General features: G+C 59.0%; 17 protein-coding genes and 1 pseudogene. 7 read left to right on the top strand and 11 right to left on the bottom strand.

Going from position 1 to position 15,312, the window contains the following annotated elements:
• Nucleotides 1-124: 124 nt before the first annotated feature.
• From argB to coaBC, 4 genes and pseudogenes are all read right to left on the bottom strand, one after another.
• The gene (gene argB, locus CAF92_RS13470) at nucleotides 125-1,030 is read right to left on the bottom strand and encodes an acetylglutamate kinase (protein WP_003258198.1); all 906 of its coding nucleotides are present in this window, start codon (nucleotides 1,028-1,030) and stop codon (nucleotides 125-127) included.
• A 30-nt stretch (nucleotides 1,031-1,060) separates the two neighbouring features.
• Nucleotides 1,061-2,428: pseudogene (locus CAF92_RS13475) on the bottom strand (phosphomannomutase/phosphoglucomutase); the annotation flags it as partial.
• A 144-nt stretch (nucleotides 2,429-2,572) separates the two neighbouring features.
• Nucleotides 2,573-3,028: a dUTP diphosphatase gene (dut, locus tag CAF92_RS13480; protein ID WP_015272329.1), complete on the bottom strand. Its 456-nt coding sequence runs from the start codon at nucleotides 3,026-3,028 to the stop codon at nucleotides 2,573-2,575.
• Nucleotides 3,029-3,033: 5 nt separating this feature from the next.
• Nucleotides 3,034-4,245, bottom strand: coding sequence for a bifunctional phosphopantothenoylcysteine decarboxylase/phosphopantothenate--cysteine ligase CoaBC (gene coaBC / locus CAF92_RS13485; RefSeq protein ID WP_085601108.1), 1,212 nt, complete (start codon nucleotides 4,243-4,245; stop codon nucleotides 3,034-3,036).
• A 128-nt stretch (nucleotides 4,246-4,373) separates the two neighbouring features.
• Between coaBC and CAF92_RS13490 the strand changes: the two genes are divergently transcribed.
• From CAF92_RS13490 to CAF92_RS13500, 3 genes are all read left to right on the top strand, one after another.
• Nucleotides 4,374-5,063, top strand: coding sequence for a JAB domain-containing protein (locus tag CAF92_RS13490; protein WP_371916242.1), 690 nt, complete (start codon nucleotides 4,374-4,376; stop codon nucleotides 5,061-5,063).
• Nucleotides 5,064-5,169: 106 nt separating this feature from the next.
• The gene (locus CAF92_RS13495; RefSeq protein ID WP_085601109.1) at nucleotides 5,170-5,964 is read left to right on the top strand and encodes a hypothetical protein; all 795 of its coding nucleotides are present in this window, start codon (nucleotides 5,170-5,172) and stop codon (nucleotides 5,962-5,964) included.
• A gap of 875 nt (nucleotides 5,965-6,839) precedes the next feature.
• A complete protein-coding gene (locus CAF92_RS13500; protein ID WP_085601110.1) occupies nucleotides 6,840-7,688 on the top strand; it encodes a DUF3800 domain-containing protein in 849 nt (282 codons plus the stop codon).
• 3 nt (nucleotides 7,689-7,691) lie between these two features.
• Here CAF92_RS13500 and CAF92_RS13505 read toward each other — a convergent pair whose 3' ends face one another.
• Nucleotides 7,692-7,784 (bottom strand): Lrp/AsnC ligand binding domain-containing protein, encoded by a 93-nt coding sequence (locus CAF92_RS13505; protein ID WP_218191747.1) that lies wholly within the window; start codon nucleotides 7,782-7,784, stop codon nucleotides 7,692-7,694.
• Nucleotides 7,785-7,833: 49 nt separating this feature from the next.
• Between CAF92_RS13505 and CAF92_RS27455 the strand changes: the two genes are divergently transcribed.
• Both CAF92_RS27455 and CAF92_RS13510 read left to right on the top strand, forming a co-directional pair.
• Complete coding sequence (locus CAF92_RS27455) at nucleotides 7,834-7,971, top strand: hypothetical protein (RefSeq protein ID WP_178081788.1); 138 nt, start codon at nucleotides 7,834-7,836, stop codon at nucleotides 7,969-7,971.
• 64 nt (nucleotides 7,972-8,035) lie between these two features.
• On the top strand, nucleotides 8,036-8,647 hold the full coding sequence (locus CAF92_RS13510; protein ID WP_085601111.1) for a hypothetical protein: 612 nt from the start codon (nucleotides 8,036-8,038) through the stop codon (nucleotides 8,645-8,647).
• A gap of 59 nt (nucleotides 8,648-8,706) precedes the next feature.
• On the opposite strand, the gene CAF92_RS13515 is transcribed toward CAF92_RS13510, so the two are convergent.
• The 3 genes from CAF92_RS13515 to CAF92_RS13525 form a co-directional block, all read right to left on the bottom strand.
• Nucleotides 8,707-9,258 carry a helix-turn-helix transcriptional regulator gene (locus CAF92_RS13515; protein ID WP_085601112.1) on the bottom strand — a complete coding sequence of 184 codons (552 nt, stop codon included), beginning with the start codon at nucleotides 9,256-9,258 and terminating at the stop codon, nucleotides 8,707-8,709.
• 185 nt (nucleotides 9,259-9,443) lie between these two features.
• On the bottom strand, nucleotides 9,444-10,103 hold the full coding sequence (locus CAF92_RS13520; RefSeq protein ID WP_143516122.1) for a hypothetical protein: 660 nt from the start codon (nucleotides 10,101-10,103) through the stop codon (nucleotides 9,444-9,446).
• Nucleotides 10,104-10,213: 110 nt separating this feature from the next.
• On the bottom strand, nucleotides 10,214-10,432 hold the full coding sequence (locus tag CAF92_RS13525) for a hypothetical protein (protein ID WP_085601114.1): 219 nt from the start codon (nucleotides 10,430-10,432) through the stop codon (nucleotides 10,214-10,216).
• 799 nt (nucleotides 10,433-11,231) lie between these two features.
• On the opposite strand from CAF92_RS13525, the gene CAF92_RS13530 reads away from it, so the two are divergent.
• Both CAF92_RS13530 and CAF92_RS13535 read left to right on the top strand, forming a co-directional pair.
• Nucleotides 11,232-11,870 carry a DNA adenine methylase gene (locus CAF92_RS13530; RefSeq protein WP_256573745.1) on the top strand — a complete coding sequence of 213 codons (639 nt, stop codon included), beginning with the start codon at nucleotides 11,232-11,234 and terminating at the stop codon, nucleotides 11,868-11,870.
• The gene (locus CAF92_RS13535) at nucleotides 11,870-12,703 is read left to right on the top strand and encodes an 8-oxoguanine DNA glycosylase (protein WP_085601116.1); all 834 of its coding nucleotides are present in this window, start codon (nucleotides 11,870-11,872) and stop codon (nucleotides 12,701-12,703) included. The genes CAF92_RS13530 and CAF92_RS13535 overlap by 1 nt, the downstream gene beginning before the upstream one ends.
• Here CAF92_RS13535 and CAF92_RS13540 read toward each other — a convergent pair.
• Genes CAF92_RS13540 through CAF92_RS13550 form a run of 3 tightly spaced genes read right to left on the bottom strand, consistent with a single transcriptional unit; the run spans nucleotide 12,638 to nucleotide 15,109 of the window.
• Nucleotides 12,638-13,318 carry a nitroreductase family protein gene (locus CAF92_RS13540; RefSeq protein WP_158090602.1) on the bottom strand — a complete coding sequence of 227 codons (681 nt, stop codon included), beginning with the start codon at nucleotides 13,316-13,318 and terminating at the stop codon, nucleotides 12,638-12,640. The two genes, CAF92_RS13535 and CAF92_RS13540, sit on opposite strands and share 66 nt — an antisense overlap.
• On the bottom strand, nucleotides 13,296-13,901 hold the full coding sequence (locus tag CAF92_RS13545; protein WP_085601118.1) for a 7-cyano-7-deazaguanine synthase: 606 nt from the start codon (nucleotides 13,899-13,901) through the stop codon (nucleotides 13,296-13,298). Before CAF92_RS13545 ends, CAF92_RS13540 begins: the two co-directional genes overlap by 23 nt.
• Complete coding sequence (locus CAF92_RS13550) at nucleotides 13,898-15,109, bottom strand: PfkB family carbohydrate kinase (protein WP_085601119.1); 1,212 nt, start codon at nucleotides 15,107-15,109, stop codon at nucleotides 13,898-13,900. The genes CAF92_RS13545 and CAF92_RS13550 overlap by 4 nt, the downstream gene beginning before the upstream one ends.
• Between the last annotated feature and the right edge of the window lie 203 nt (nucleotides 15,110-15,312).

Raw genomic sequence — 15,312 nt, forward strand, 5'->3', positions numbered from 1 at the left:
TGTTTCGCCTGTCCCGGCCTCTTCGCGGGTAAGCTCGCTCCCACAGGATCTCCACAGCCCTCAAAGGCGGTGCTGTACCTGTGGGAGCGGTTTTACCCGCGAAGAGGCCGGGACAGGTTGACGATCAGCGCTGCTTGCGGTTGGTAATCAGGGTACCCACGCCGCTGTCGGTGAAGATCTCCAGCAGCACCGCATTCGGCACGCGGCCATCGATGATGTGCGAGCTGTTCACACCGCCCTGCACCGCATCCAGCGCGCACTTGATCTTCGGCAGCATGCCGCCGTAGATGGTGCCGTCGGCGATCAGTTCGTTGACCTGCTCGGTGGTCAAGCCGGTCAGTACCTCGCCCTGCTTGTCCATCAGGCCGGCGATGTTGGTCAGCAGCATCAGCTTTTCGGCCTTCAGCGCCTCGGCTACCTTGCCTGCCACCAAGTCGGCGTTGATGTTGTACGACTCACCGTTGGCACCTACGCCGATCGGCGCGATCACCGGGATGAAGTCACCCTTCACCAGCATGTTCAGCAGGTCGGTGTTCACGCTGACCACTTCGCCAACGTGGCCGATGTCGATGATTTCCGGGGTGGTCATCTCGGGCGTCTGGCGGCTGACCGTCAGCTTGCGGGCGCGGATCAGCTCCGCGTCCTTGCCGGTCAGGCCGATGGCGCTGCCGCCGTGGCGGTTGATCAGGTTGACGATGTCCTTGTTGACCTGGCCGCCCAGCACCATCTCCACCACGTCCATGGTCGCCGAGTCGGTGACGCGCATGCCGTCGATGAAGTGGCTTTCGATCGACAGGCGCTTGAGCAGGTCGCCGATCTGCGGGCCACCACCGTGGACCACCACCGGGTTGATGCCCACAGCCTTCATCAGCACGATGTCACGGGCGAAGCCGGTCTTGAGCTCCTCGCTCTCCATCGCGTTGCCGCCGTACTTGATCACCAAGGTCTTGCCGACAAAGCGGCGGATGTAAGGCAGTGCTTCGGACAAAACTTCGGCTACATGGGAAGCGGCATCGCGATCGAGGGTCATGCAGGGCTCCTGTAAGGAACAGATAGTCGGTCAGAACGGCAGTTGCAGCTCAGGCTCAACCCGCAGCAACTGGGTACGGAAAACATCCTTGATACGTTGCAATTCGGCGTCGCTGTCGGCCTCGAAGCGCAGCACCAGCACCGGGGTGGTGTTGGAGGCGCGAACCAGGCCCCAGCCGTGGGCGTAGTCCACCCGCACACCGTCGATGGTGGTCAGGTTGGCTTCGCCCCAGTCGGCGTCGCGTTGCAGTGCATCAATGATGCTGAATTTACCCTCGTCGGTCACATCAATATTGATTTCCGGCGTGGAAATATCGTTCGGGAACGCGGCGAACAGGTTTTCGGCGCTCTGCCCGGCCTTGCTGAGGATCTCCAGCAGGCGCACGGCGCTGTAGATGCCGTCGTCGAAACCGTACCAGCGTTCCTTGATGAAGATGTGACCGCTCATCTCGCCGGCCAGCAACGAGCCGGTCTGCTTCATCTTCTTCTTGATCAGCGAATGGCCGGTCTTCCACATCAGTGCGCGGCCGCCGTGCTGCTCGATCAGCGGGGTCAGGCGACGGGTGCATTTGACGTCGAAGATGATCTCGGCGCCCGGATTGCGCGACAGCACGTCCTGGGCAAACAGCATCAGCAGGCGGTCGGGGTAGACGATGCTGCCGGTGTTGGTCACCACGCCGACGCGGTCGCCGTCGCCGTCGAAGGCCAGGCCGATGTCGGCGCCGGTTTCCTTGACCTTGGCGATCAGGTCTTCGAGGTTTTCCGGCTTGCCCGGGTCCGGGTGGTGGTTGGGGAAATTGCCGTCGACCTCGCAGAACAGCGGGATCACTTCGCAGCCCAGGGCTTCGATCAATTGCGGCGCGACCACCCCGGCGGCACCGTTGCCGCAGTCCACGACCACCTTGAGCTTCCTGGCCAGCTTTACGTCCTCGACGATCTGCTGGAAGTAGCGGTCAAGAATCTCGACCTTTTCCACGCGGCCTTCGGCGCGGGTCAGGTCGTTGGTTTTCAAACGGGTCAGCAGGGCCTGGATCTGTTCGTTGGCCAGGGTATCGCCGGCAATGACGATCTTGAAGCCGTTGTAGTCCGACGGGTTGTGGCTGCCGGTCAGCATCACACCAGACTTGCCGGCCAGCACGTTGGCTGCGTAGTACAGCGCCGGGGTGGGCACCAGGCCGACGTCGCTGACATGGCAACCGGCATCGACCAGGCCCTTGATCAGCTGTTCGACCAGCATCGGGCCGGACAGGCGGCCATCGCGGCCGACCGAAACCTGAGGTTCGCCCTGTGCCAGGCTCTGCGCGCCGATGGCGCGGCCGATCCAGTAGGCGGTTTCGGCGTGAAGGGTCTTGCCGACCACGCCGCGAATGTCATACGCGCGGAAAATGCTGTCTGGCAGTGCGGCGGGTGCCAGGTGGGCCATGTCGTTCATCTCTGGAAGCTCCATTAGTCAAAGGCTTTCTGGGCAGGCGCAAACTGAACGCTTGGACGGTGGTTTCGCCAGAGAGTTCGCCATCCTTGGCCTGAACGGTCATTTCTCGGCTCAGTGGCTGCCGGAATGGCCGAAGCCGCCAGCGCCGCGCTGGCTTTCATCGAACGCTTCGACGATGTCGAAATGGGCCTGTACCACCGGTACCAGCACCAGCTGGGCAATGCGCTCGCCAACGGCGATGGTGAACGGGGTGTTGCCGCGGTTCCAGCACGACACCATCAACTCGCCCTGGTAGTCCGAGTCGATCAGCCCGACCAGGTTGCCCAGCACGATGCCGTGCTTATGGCCCAGGCCCGAGCGCGGCAGGATCACCGCCGCCAGGCCCGGGTCGCCGATGTAGATCGACAGGCCGGTGGGGATCAGCAGGGTCTGGCCTGGCTCGAGGACTGTGTCTTCCTTGAGCAGGGCGCGCAGGTCCAGGCCGGCGGAGCCAGGGGTGGCGTACTGCGGCAGTGGGAATTCGGTGCCCAGGCGTGGGTCGAGGATCTTGGCTTGAAGAGCGTGCATGTAACTTATTGAACCTGATTGAGCCGTTCGGCGATGAAGGCGACCAGTTGCCGGGCAATCTTGCCCTTGCTGGTCTGCGCGAAGAGGGTCTGGTGCTGCTGGCGGTCGATCACGGTCAAGGCGTTTTCCTCGCTGTTGAAGCCGATGCTGGGGTTGGCCACATCATTGGCGACGATCAGGTCGAGGTTCTTGTCCTTGAGCTTGCGCGTGGCGTAATCGAGCAAGTGTTCGGTCTCGGCGGCGAAGCCGACGCTGAACGGGCGGTCGGCGCGGCCAGCGATGGTGGCAAGGATATCGGGATTGCGCACCATCTGCAGCAGCATGCCGTCGCCGGTCGTAGGATCTTTCTTGAGTTTTTGCGTGGCAACGACTTCCGGGCGGTAGTCCGCAACCGCCGCAGAGGCGATGAACAGGTCGCACGGCATGGCCGCTTCACAGGCCGCGAGCATGTCCCGCGCGCTGACCACGTCGATCCGGCTGACCCGGTCGGGGGTCGGCAAGTGCACCGGGCCGGTGACGAGGGTGACCCGAGCCCCGGCCTCGGCGGCCGCTTCGGCCAGGGCGAAGCCCATCTTGCCGGAGCTATGATTGGTGATGTAGCGCACCGGGTCGATGTTTTCCTGGGTCGGGCCGGCAGTGATCAGCACGTGCTTGCCGGTCAGTGCCTGGCGCTTGAAGCTTTCCGCGGCACACCAGGCCAGGTCGGTGGCTTCGAGCATGCGGCCCAGGCCAACGTCGCCACAGGCCTGGCTGCCGGATGCCGGGCCGAACACCTGGATGCCCCGGTTCTTGAGCAGTTCGAGGTTGGCCTGGGTGGCCGGGTCGCGCCACATGGCCTGGTTCATGGCCGGGGCCACGGCGACGGTGGCATCGGTAGCCAGTACCAAGGTGGTCAGCAGGTCGTCGGCCATGCCTTGGGCCATGCGCGCCATGAGGTCGGCGGTGGCCGGGGCGATCAGCACCAGGTCGGCCCACTTGGCCAGTTCGATGTGGCCCATGGCCGCTTCGGCGGCAGGGTCGAGCAGGTCCATGTGCACCGGGTGGCCCGACAGCGCCTGCAGGGTCAGCGGGGTGATGAACTCTGCACCACCACGGGTCATGACGACGCGCACCTGCGCGCCGTGCTCCAGGAGTCGGCGAATCAGTTCGGCGCTTTTGTAGGCGGCAATGCCGCCACCCACGCCGAGAACGATGCGCTTGCGATACAGCCGCTGCATAGGCTTGCCTTTTTCCAGTGAGAGCGGGCGGCGACGTTTGAAGATGCCTGCGGCAGAACGTCGCATGTACGAGGCGAAATAGATTAACACAGGGCCGAAATGGGCCGCAGCAAGGGCAGAGGGACGGGATGAATATCAGGGAGTGGCCGGCTGAAGAGCGGCCGAGAGAGAAGTTGCTGCAGCGTGGGGCCGCAAGCCTGACGGATACGGAATTGCTTGCTGTGTTTCTCGGCTCAGGTGTGCGTGGGCGCAATGTCGTGGAGTTGGCGCGAGGTCTGCTCGTGAAGTTCGGAGGCTTGCGCCAGTTGCTGGAGGCCGACCGTGAGGCCTTCGTCGGTGAGCTTGGGTTGGGCCCGGTGAGGTACAGCCAGCTGCAGGCGCTGCTGGAGATCGGGCGCAGGCATCTTGCAACGTCAATTGAGCGTGAATCCGCGATGGACAGCCCGGCGACGGTGAGGCGCTATCTGAAAGCGATGCTGCGACATGAGGTCAGCGAGGTGTTTGGATGCCTGTTTCTCGATACCAAGCACAGGCCGTTGGCGTTTGAAATCCTCTTCCGAGGCACGATAGATCGGGCCAGTGTCTACCCGCGGGAAGTAGTGCGGCGGGCATTGCTGCATAACGCAGCGGCCTTGATCCTTCGCGGTTATGGTATCAAGTTAAATGTTGCATATTTCTCTAAGCCGCAAGATAGAGCGCTTATAGGCTGCTTGCGTTCTATTGGAAGTTTCATCACGATTGTTGCATGTCCTACGACTCCCGCCCCATGTGCAGGAAATGGGAAATCGTGGCTCGTGTATCGCTCAGATTCCGCCTGATCCCAGCAGTCTCTCAGACGCACTGAACCTTCGGTTCCGCCTCGTTCGCTGCTGTTTTCCATTAGTTTCAAAATGCACAAATGCTCATCTATCAAGGATTCGCTCTGTGAACGATCTCGTTGCCACTTTCGAAAAAACCTTCCTGGTGCAGAAAAGCTGGGCTCTTGCTGGTAGCTTGACATACGTTTTTGCGGAGATGGCTGAAGAAGCTTACAGCCTCTATTTGAAGGATTTTGAGAATCGGGTACCTGAGCCTCCAGAAAACGGTTACTGTGCCAAACGAGTAGTGCAGGACGACCGCATGCTTCAGCTCGGTATCAAAAGCATTGTCTTCACGGCAATGGCTTTGGAGTCCGGTGTGTACGAACTGGCTGCGATCAACCTCGGTGACAAGGTGACGGCCGCCTTGGATAAGGCCAATCTCGATGGTAAGTGGCGAATCGTCCCGCAGATGATTTGCGGCCGATCACTGTCGGAGGAGCCAGTGCTGAATGAGCTGCACGCCCTCAATAAGGCAAGAAACAAGCTTGTGCACCATAAGTCAGAACAGATGCCGGGCTACAAGCTCCAGCCCGGCTGTGAGATGGACGTTGATTCCGATACTGATCCTCAGTGGACCGAAGAATCGATCAACGCTGTGAATAAAGCGATCTTAGAAATGAATGCCAATTCAGAGAGGTTCCATAGTGCAGTTCGGGCCTCTTTCAAAACGCTTGTCCGCGTTTCGTTAGAGCTTGAGAACCTGATCGGGAGTGCAGGGCCTCTACCACGATTCAGCACAGGCACGAGTGGATCGGGCCGACGGAGGTCTAAAGAGCTTCAAAAAGCCATTAGCGAGTGCAAAACAAGCCCCGGGAAGAAGCAGAAGAAAGCTAAGGCTGGTGCAAGCCAACCGGCATGAATCTTCGATGAAGGTCGAATGACACCCGCTAGTTAAAGCCCCTTCAGGGATGGGGTTTGGGGAGAGAAACCCCTCCGTAGAACCAGGGTTGTAAACCACTTTTTTGCACTGTAAACCACAGTGGTTAACAGGTAAAAAAAGTGGTTTACAACCGTGCTTCGGGTTCTCTTTTCAAAGGGGCCTGGAGCCACGCCGCTGACCTCTGCTCGCTTCCTCTACCTGCTTCATCCTTTACCGACTGAGCCCAAATGATGCACGTGTGGTTTTTGGGTGGCACTATGCCAATAGCCGAAACGCTCAATCGCATGGCTCGCAAGACGTTAGGTACGCCTATGGGCGACCACTGCGGTGGAGACGATATGCGTACCGCCACTCGCCGACATATCCATGACGCCGAAGCCTACAGTGCGCATGCCATCTTCAATGTTGCTACGGCGAGTAGACCCGTGTAATGCTGGAGCAGGTGTCGAAATCCTTTGGCAGGCTGGGATCGAGGTGACGTTGGTCCGCTAGGTGATGAGGCTCGATGCGACCTGCATGTGTGGATGCGAAGGTCTGCTCGCCGAGCCCTAATTGCGCATGGAACTCCAGCTAGTAGAGCTCTCGGTGCTTTTCCAAATGATCGGATGGTCTGGGCCGTACCGCTTACACCCGTATCGACCTCCAGGGGGATAATCGAAGTGGATTTTTGCCCAGATGTTTCTCTTGCGGCCTTTGTGGCCTGGGGTGCTAAACCGCAAAAATTTCGTTGACATAGTGTTTAGAGGGAAATATATTTCACTCAACGCATGGGTTAACCCCCGTGCCTACCTTCCGAGACCCGCCTAGCGAAAGCTGCGGGTTTTCGTGTTTCTGGGGCAAGGAATCCGGTAGATATGACGCATTACGTCGCGTACCTGGACGAATTCGGGCACGTTGGCCAATACGTCTCTCGCAACCACCCGCAGTACAAAACACACCCCGCTTTCGGGTTCGCTGGCTTGATGATCCCGGCCACTGAAATCCGCGAGTTCGCTATTTTCTTCTACAAGCTGAAATGCCAGCTTCTGGCGCATGACCTCAAGAACAGCAACCCACGTGGGCTGCCGGCGTACCAGTGGGAAAAGAAGGGATCCCAGCTCTACGCCCTGCGCAACGTCGTCCAGTACCGCGAACTGCGCAATTCCACGTTTCGCCTCCTGAAGTACATCAAGAAAATCGGCGGCTACGTCTTCTACACGGGCGTGCACAAAGTCACTGACCCAGATGCTCACGACTCAACCGAGACATTCAAGCGGCAGCTTTTGCAGTCGGTGCGCAAAATCGACCGTTTCTGCGCCCAGACTGACTCCACGTTCATGCTGATGCTCGATGAGCAGCGCGCTGGCAACGAATGGCGGGAGAAAAACGTCGAGGTTTGCACCCTGGCCATGTTCGAGGACGCCTCTGAGAAGTGCCGGACGCTGATCGAGCCGCCGATCCAGGCCGAAAGTCACCTATTCCAGACCATTCAGGCGGCAGACTGGATCTGCGGCCTTATCGGGCGCCTGACGTCGTTGGTGGTAGCGCCGGATGAGTACCAGGAGCTGGAGCCGTTCGACACGTATTTCTCGGCCCGCCTCGCGGACGTTCTGCTGGACAGTTGCGGCCTGGAGCACCAGAAGACCGCCGAAATCCCGGCTGAACAGGCCGGAGAAGCAATTCCGGACGCCGAGGGCGAGCTGGTCGGCGAGGGCGCAGAGTAAGCCCTACAGCGGCACGCTCTCTGCCTTGAGCTGCCGCAGCACGAAGTTGGACTCGGAATGCCGGATACCCGGGATCTTGTATAGCTTCTCCCGCATTAGCTGCTCATAGTAAGGGTGTCTTTCACAGCCAGGCGCATGATGTCAAATGTGCTTCGACGCGTGCCTGTTAGTCGTTGCGGCGTTCCGCCAGCCACCTGATCGCCTTCTCTGGTCGCTGGTGGACACCTTCGCCATGAACTACGTGCTGACGGCCTGGCACAAACCGGGGCGGTACCGTGGCTGAGGCAGGCCTGCAGGGGTATGGTGGCATCCTGATACAACAGCCACCCAGCGACCAGAGATCCCGAATGAAAAAGATCGCCGCCCTTGCCGTAGCTCTTACCCTCGCAGGATGCGCCTCTGAGCAGCAGACCTGGAAGGCCACGGCCACAACCGACGAATTCACCGACAAGACCACAATGATGGTCACCACGGGCGACTCCGGCCGGCCCAGCTGGATCGTCACCCAGCCGCTGCACCTCTACCCGGTAATCCGCAAGGAAGGCAGCGAGATTTACGTCGGCATCATGTCCGGTGGCCGCTTCAAGATCCCGGTCGGTACCATCCAGCTGCGCATCGACCAGAACGAGGCGTGGACGATCACTCCGCAGGAAACGCCGGTGAGCCTGGCTCCGTCGATCCCGATGGCCCCGATCGTCACGCTCCAGGGCGAGCAGGCAGAAATCGTCAAGAACGCCCAGGAACAGGCGATGAAATCCACATCGCAGCTGATGAGCCCGTACACCGTGACCGGAGGCGACAAGGCTAAGCAGATCCTCAAGCAAATGGTCTCCGGTCACCTGATCAAGTACCGGACCGTGGGCATCAACCAGGCCGCGTCGACCACGGGAGAGGCCGTTATCGACCCATCGCTGGCCAAGTCTCTCCGGGAGATCGGCATCGAGCCCAACAGCCTGTAAGCCCAGCCTGCAGGCAAAAAAAAGCCCACCGAGCGGCGGGCTTGCATGGGAGTCGCCGGTCAGATCGACGGAGTATGGACGCCGGCAGTTGCGGTGGTGGCCAAGTTTGTCATCGGGATCATGGGTGCTCCGTCATCAATCCACGCTTTCGTGTTTGGGAAGCAGCAATACTGGACGATCGTAGGCGGTGCGATCGAGCTGATGGTGTTGGAGAAAGCCTGCACGGTAAGGCGATCATTTGGCCGGTGCTTGAGATTCTCGAACCCTGAGCTGGCGAAGTATTCCTGAACCAACGGGAGCAGTTCGTCCTCGCCCTGCAGGTCGGCAGCATAGAAATACCAGTTGTGGTAGTTGAAGGCCTGGCAGAGGCGCTCAACGACAGCCAAGAAGTGGCTCGGTGTGATGTTCATGGCGAGGCATGCACCAAATAGGGTATCCATCAGTAGTGGGGATTGGCCTGACTCGATCTTGGCCCAGGCGCTCGGAGTTTTACCGACAAACTGCGCGATATGGGATTGATGGACTCCACGCTCAAGGCGCACGTCCTTGAGGGCGAGAAGGCAGACGGTGGAGTAGTTTGCAGAGCGTTGCGGCGGCGGCGTGAAATTCAAGTGATATTCCTATTGGGAGTGAGTTGTTCCTATGGGGATAGTGTACCACCTAAGGGGATTGCCGCAATCGCTTTAGCGTTTCTCTCGTCCTGTGTGGATATTCTCGAATCTGACGCCTCGGAGAGAAACCCACCTTGCAGCCACAAAAAAGCCCGGCATTGACCGGGCTTTTCTTTACCAGAAGATCAGGCGACTTCAATCGACGCCATATCAGCAACGACTTTCTCGAAGGCCGCTGCGTCATTGTGGAACGCGCTGTAGGCGTCGAAACTGCGATCTTTGAACTGGTTGTAGATCGAGCCCTTGCCGAACATCGCATAGCGCGCCGGCTTGGTGGCACGGATCACAAGGCGGGCGGAATCTGGCAGGTCTTTGCCCTGGTATTCGCTGTTATCCCAAGCAGAGCGCGGGGCATAGCGACCTTTCGACAGCTCCACGCACTCCTCGACGCCGGCATCGTTGGTGTAGCCAGTAGGGCAGCCCGCAGGAAGCGAGCCGACCTCGAGCACGAAGTTAGCCTCATGCGTCTGGTCGCCCGGGTTCCAGAAAGTCAGGCGAACCGGATTTACCACGGTCGCATAGTTGTCCAGGGAACTAGTGCTGCCAGACCACTCCAGCAAGCCATCTTCAGTAACGCGGGAGCTCAAGATCTCGTCACCGCCACCACCAGGGAGGAAGACGTGGGCGTCCTTGCCTTGCATTGCAGCGAAGACCTCAGCGATCTCGCCCGGGGTGTGCCACTCGGCACGGTCAGGAACCTCACCGCCGAACAGGGTGGAGAGCTTCTGCTCCCACGAATTGATCATCTCTTTTTGATCTTCCGAAACTTCCAGTTTATTCGACACGTATGGGTCCTCAGTGTGTGTTGGCGGGCTTTGGGCGATCTTCGTGGCCACCCATTCAGCCCAGGGTGCGGCGCAATTATATGCCGCTCTGAATAGACGTGGCGGGCTATTCACGGCGGCACTAAATTCAACCAGGGCAACAGTTGTGCAGGGTTTTGGTGGGCCCATCTGCGGCGCAAGAAGTCCACCTGAGTCAGCACCGAGCAGCCGAAACCGAACTCGCCGTTACGGTAGTGTCTCTCGCCGACCGCGGAGAAGACGACGGCAGAGCCGATGCCGACCAGAATGATGATCAGCAAGTGCATCAACAGGGGTTTTAGCTTGTTCAATGGGAACGCGTTCCATGCGGGGGGCAAAGGATCCCAACAGCTTCGCCTTGGGCTGAGGCGGCCGCGAGTCTACTAGCGAGCAGGCGAAAAAAGCCGCCCCAGGCAGCACACCGGGGCTGGACAAGCGATCTTGAGGGGGCCTAATCGAGATCTGGAATGGTCAAACCAGGCCGCAGATCTTGGTGCAGGTTCATCTGGACCATGTACCAGGCATCGTACAGCGCGATGTAGTGCCGATCGGCTGTCTCACGAGCGTCGACCAGGACGGCAGGCGGATTTCTGAATGCTCTGACACAGCTGCATACGAAGCCAAGAGTTGAGAAGGCACCCGGGAGGTTCCTTTTCGTCAGTCTTGAGGAGTAGTCGCAGCGATCCTTTAGCTCCTAGTCCGGAGACCTTGGGTTCAGAATCCGACAGGCTAGCCCGTCGTCACTACTTCAGAGAAACCAGCTTTCTCTGCTGCCAAAATGCGGGGGGGGGCGCTTGCTGGTACCCAGTCCCGACGAATGCGCAGTTGCAGTCCTCAACAAGAAGACTACCCAAAGTAACACGCGAGTCAATCACAGTTGCTGAATGGTGGTCTCACGCACGTTACCTCGGGGCACGTCACTGGACCTCGGTCCTGCCTAACATCAGAAGGGGGGACCCGTTAAGCCAGATGCTTTAAGCGAATGGTCGAGTGGAATGCGATTGTCCACGCGATTGTCCACTGGGCGGTCTCTACTTGACATCATCGTCATTTCTGACGATGCTGAGATGCATGAGATATCCAGGCGGAAAAGGCAAGTGCTATCAGCGCTTGATCAACCTGATGCCACCGCATCAGACCTACATCGAATCCCACCTTGGTGGGGGGGCCGTCATGCGCCACAAAAAAGCAGCGCAGCGGAACATCGGGCTCGATTTGGACGCGCAAGTCATTGAGCTATGGCGGGCAGCTCACCCAGGCATGTGTGAACTCCACCAGATAGATGCAGTGAGTTTTTTGGAAAACTACGCATTCGAAGGCCAGGAACTGGTGTATGTCGATCCGCCCTATGTCCCGGGAACACGTCGTCGAGCGAAGGTGTATCGCTGCGATTACTCGGAGGCCGATCACCTAAGATTGCTGCGGTGCTTGGCCAAACTACCTTGCAAAGTGATGCTTTCGGGCTATGACTGTGATCTCTACAACAGTGAGCTTGTCGGATGGCGCAAGGTGAGTTTTCCGGCCAAGACCCATGTTGAGGTGCGTGAAGAAACGGTGTGGTTGAACTTCGATCCCCCTAGCCGTTTGCACGACAGTCGCTACATGGGCGAGACCTTCCGGGACCGCCAAACTATTCAGCGCCGCCAAACCAGACTCCGCAGCCGCATCGAGAGCCTGGACCCTATTGAGCGGCATGAGCTACTGCAATGGATGCAGGAACACTACGGCAATGCCGAGGAGGCCGCCTGATGCAGTTAGGCGCTATTTTCTTGGACCAAGTGGTCTTCAATGTTGAGTTACCTACGGCTGACGCTGAGGTCATCCCTGGTGTGCCGTGGGGCGCTGTAGAGGCCTTCCCTTCGCCGGCCTATTGGGCATATCAGGTTTATGCTCGGCGGCTGACTGGCGATCGAATCAATTACAAGCTTGGCTCAACCCTGAAAGAGGAAGTGGGCGCTTGCCTGTTGGGTGGGCATGGTATCCCGGCAAGCGTTGGGCTGGCGGCATTCCGACACGTCAAGGAACGCGGCGCCTTTGACGACGAACCCCCGTCCGAAGAAATCCTGCTTGAGTGGCTCAAGGAACCACTGACGATCGACGATCGGCAGGTGCGATACCGCTTTGCCAAGCAGAAGGCCCGTTACCTGAGTGCTGCTTTGCAAAAGCTATCTGCAGAGCGCGCCCCACTGGGATCAGGCAGAGCACTACGTGACTGGCTGTTGGACGTTCCCGGGATTGGCTACAAAACAGCTTCTTGGGTCGCAAGAAACTGGTTGGATGCGGATGATGTGGCCATTCTCGACATACACATCCTCCGCGCCGGACTGCTGGGCAAGTTTTTTGACAGCCACCTGACCGTTGAGCGCCACTACCTGGAGCTTGAAGAGCAGTTCATCCGCTTCAGCAAAGGGTTGGGCGTCCGTGCCTCCGAGCTTGATGCTCTTATGTGGTTGGAGATGATGGCCTCGCCCAGCACGGTGCACAGCATCATGGGCATGGGACACCATGCTTCATCATTAAGCTCCCGTAGCCGTACCAAGAAGAGCAAGGCCAACTCCGGCCAGCTTTCCCTGATCAGCTAAGGCGCTGGCCCAGGGGTCGCCAGTGATGCCCAGAGGACAAAAGTTCAGCCCCTGGGCCGTTGCGGTGAGCGCCATAATGCCGAGGATTGCCCCTGCATCTCGCCATACCAAGCTGCATCCGTTCTGGTATTTGCTCAGTGTTTTTCCATGCTCTGCCACGAACAGTAAGCGCGTGGCATCCGTACCTGTGAGGACCTCCAGGCTCAGTTCAAGTAGGCCTGCGAGCCTAGTGTGCGCCTGCTTGAGCTCCACCAGCTGATGTGTGCTGGGTTGGTATAACCACCAGCGCACATCACCAGGCCGCTTCACGACGACGTGAATGGGGTGGATTGCGCCGGCGGAAGGGGCTGTGCGGTGTTCCAGGTCAAAGCCCAGATTCGACGCCGCTGAGCCTCTTCGTCTGCAGGCATGCCAGAGAAAAGTACCCAGCTGCTCATCATCGATCACGCCGAACGTACGCTGGGAGGTACGCGCATCCAGCACCTCTCCGAAGGAGCAGTTCAGCGCTGCAGCCGGCGCCGGCAGAGCGTAAAACTCCCCGAGATTCCAGTCGACAAGGCTGTAACGTTCAGCCGTAGACCGGGGTAGGGGGTCACCCAAGTCGATCCAGGTCATACCCAACCTCGCGAAACACTTCCATGTACTTGTTACAGCCGCGGCAATCACCACATGCGACATGCGATTTGTGGCAGCTGTGGGCCCAGGCCAAAAGGCTAGCAGGGATCCCCGACGTGCGAACCAGCTCTGCTGTTGAAAGCTCGATAGCGGGTGCCTCTACCACCATGCCGCCCTCCTGAATGGAAAGCAGGTGGCTGATGGCCGACATGAACTCACGTGAGCCATCGCGGTGGAAACCATCCGACTTTACGGTCCCTAGCCACAGGTGGGTTACGCCATGGCTGATCGCTTTCATCGCCGCGAGCGTTACCAGCATCTGGTTCCTGTAAGGCCACCAGTCTGATGCTGGAGCCAGACTGTCAGCGGCGCTGCCTGCCATATCTCCCGATCCTAGTGAACTGCAGTCGATCTGAATGACATGATGAGGGATCTCCAGCTGCTGACAGACCGTGCTCGAAGCCTCGATCTCGGCACGCGCAGCCAGTTGCCCGTAGTCCAGAGTGAATGCGATGTCCGGGCGTTTCCACCAGGCAAGCGCCACGGAGTCCATGCCACCGGAGAGCAGTAACCCTGTCTTCATAGCTCCACCGCTTCCCAAACGGTTTGATAGATTGCAGTGACGTAGTCATCGGTAATGACACAGTCTGAGCCTTCCATCATTTTCTTGTCCTGCTCGGACTCGTTCTCGGCATAGAACACCACGGGCTTGTTCAAAGCTCGTGCATAACCGATCTCATAAATCGTTCCCGAGTCGAGGCCGTCACCAATGGCGAACAGTGCATCGCACTGGTGTATCCCTTCAAGATCCTTCTGGACCACGTCGTCAGCACTACCAAGGCCTACGTCGTGATAGGGAGAGAACACATTCAGCCCCATGGCTAGCAAGTCTCGGCGGGCTTGGCCGACCATCCACAATTCTGCCAGTGTGAAGAATGGGCCTGCCAAGTAGACCTTCGGGACGTATCCATCCCGGTAGCGAGCCGATGGCTGTAACGGCTGCGGCTTGAAGTTGGCGAGCAAGGTCGGATCGGGGAAACCTTGATTCTGGCAGTAGAAGGCGGTTGCTATGGAGGCGATTTCAGCTGCCTCATGGGCCGACAAACCGTTGTCCATCCAGCCCAGTGCGAAGTGGGCGGCGAAGGTGTCCCCAGAGCCGATTTTCCAGACTTTTTCGGTACGATAGGCGGGTACTCTGGACAAAGTGCCGCGGTCATAAACCAATGCACCCAGGGGGCCCATCTTGATGACGACCACCGCAGCGTTTTCTTGCTTGGCCAGCGCCTCTGCAAGTTCTTCGACCTTCAAACTCGCGTAACCAGGGGCCAACAGGTTGGCCTCGTGGCGGTTCAGCACCAAGGCCAGGTGCTCGGCGCGGGAACCATTGGCGGAAAAAGACTCTGCTCCATCTGCGTTTTGTGGATCAAAAACCGCATATTCGGCATCAACCACCGCAGTGCCATCAATCATGCCGAACCGGAGCATTTTGTCAGCGCTGACCTGAAGGTCCGACTGGTTTTGTACGGTCCCACGAATATCAGGTGTGGAGAGACCGTGGATGTACTCAAAAGTAGTGCTTGAAGGGGCGGGGTGGGCTGTGAACTGGAAGCCCTCAGCGGACGCAAGAGCCTCCACGACAGCCTCAAGGTAGCCGTCTACACGGGCATGTAATTGCGCCTGTCCATGAAAACGAGCAATGGCTGCCGCGGCGCGGCCTGCCGAGCCATAGATATCGTCCCAGGCCGGACGCATGCATCGCTCTCGGTAGACGCCACCTACGATGGTGATCATGGAGCTCTCCTTGCTCTCGAATTAGATGTGATAGACCCGAACGCGAACTTGTCCGCCGCCGACGTGCAGGACGCGGGCCTCGTACATCTCGCCTTGGCTCATGCAACTGCGCAGCTGGATGAGGTTAGGATCGACAATGCTACCGGCTTCAGCACCTTGCCACAGGGCGACGACAACTGCTGATTGCCAGGCTGTGCAAAATC

This window comes from Pseudomonas sp. B10(2017) (assembly GCF_002113295.1).
In the GTDB taxonomy this organism is placed as follows: Bacteria; Pseudomonadota; Gammaproteobacteria; order Pseudomonadales; family Pseudomonadaceae; genus Aquipseudomonas; species Aquipseudomonas pudica.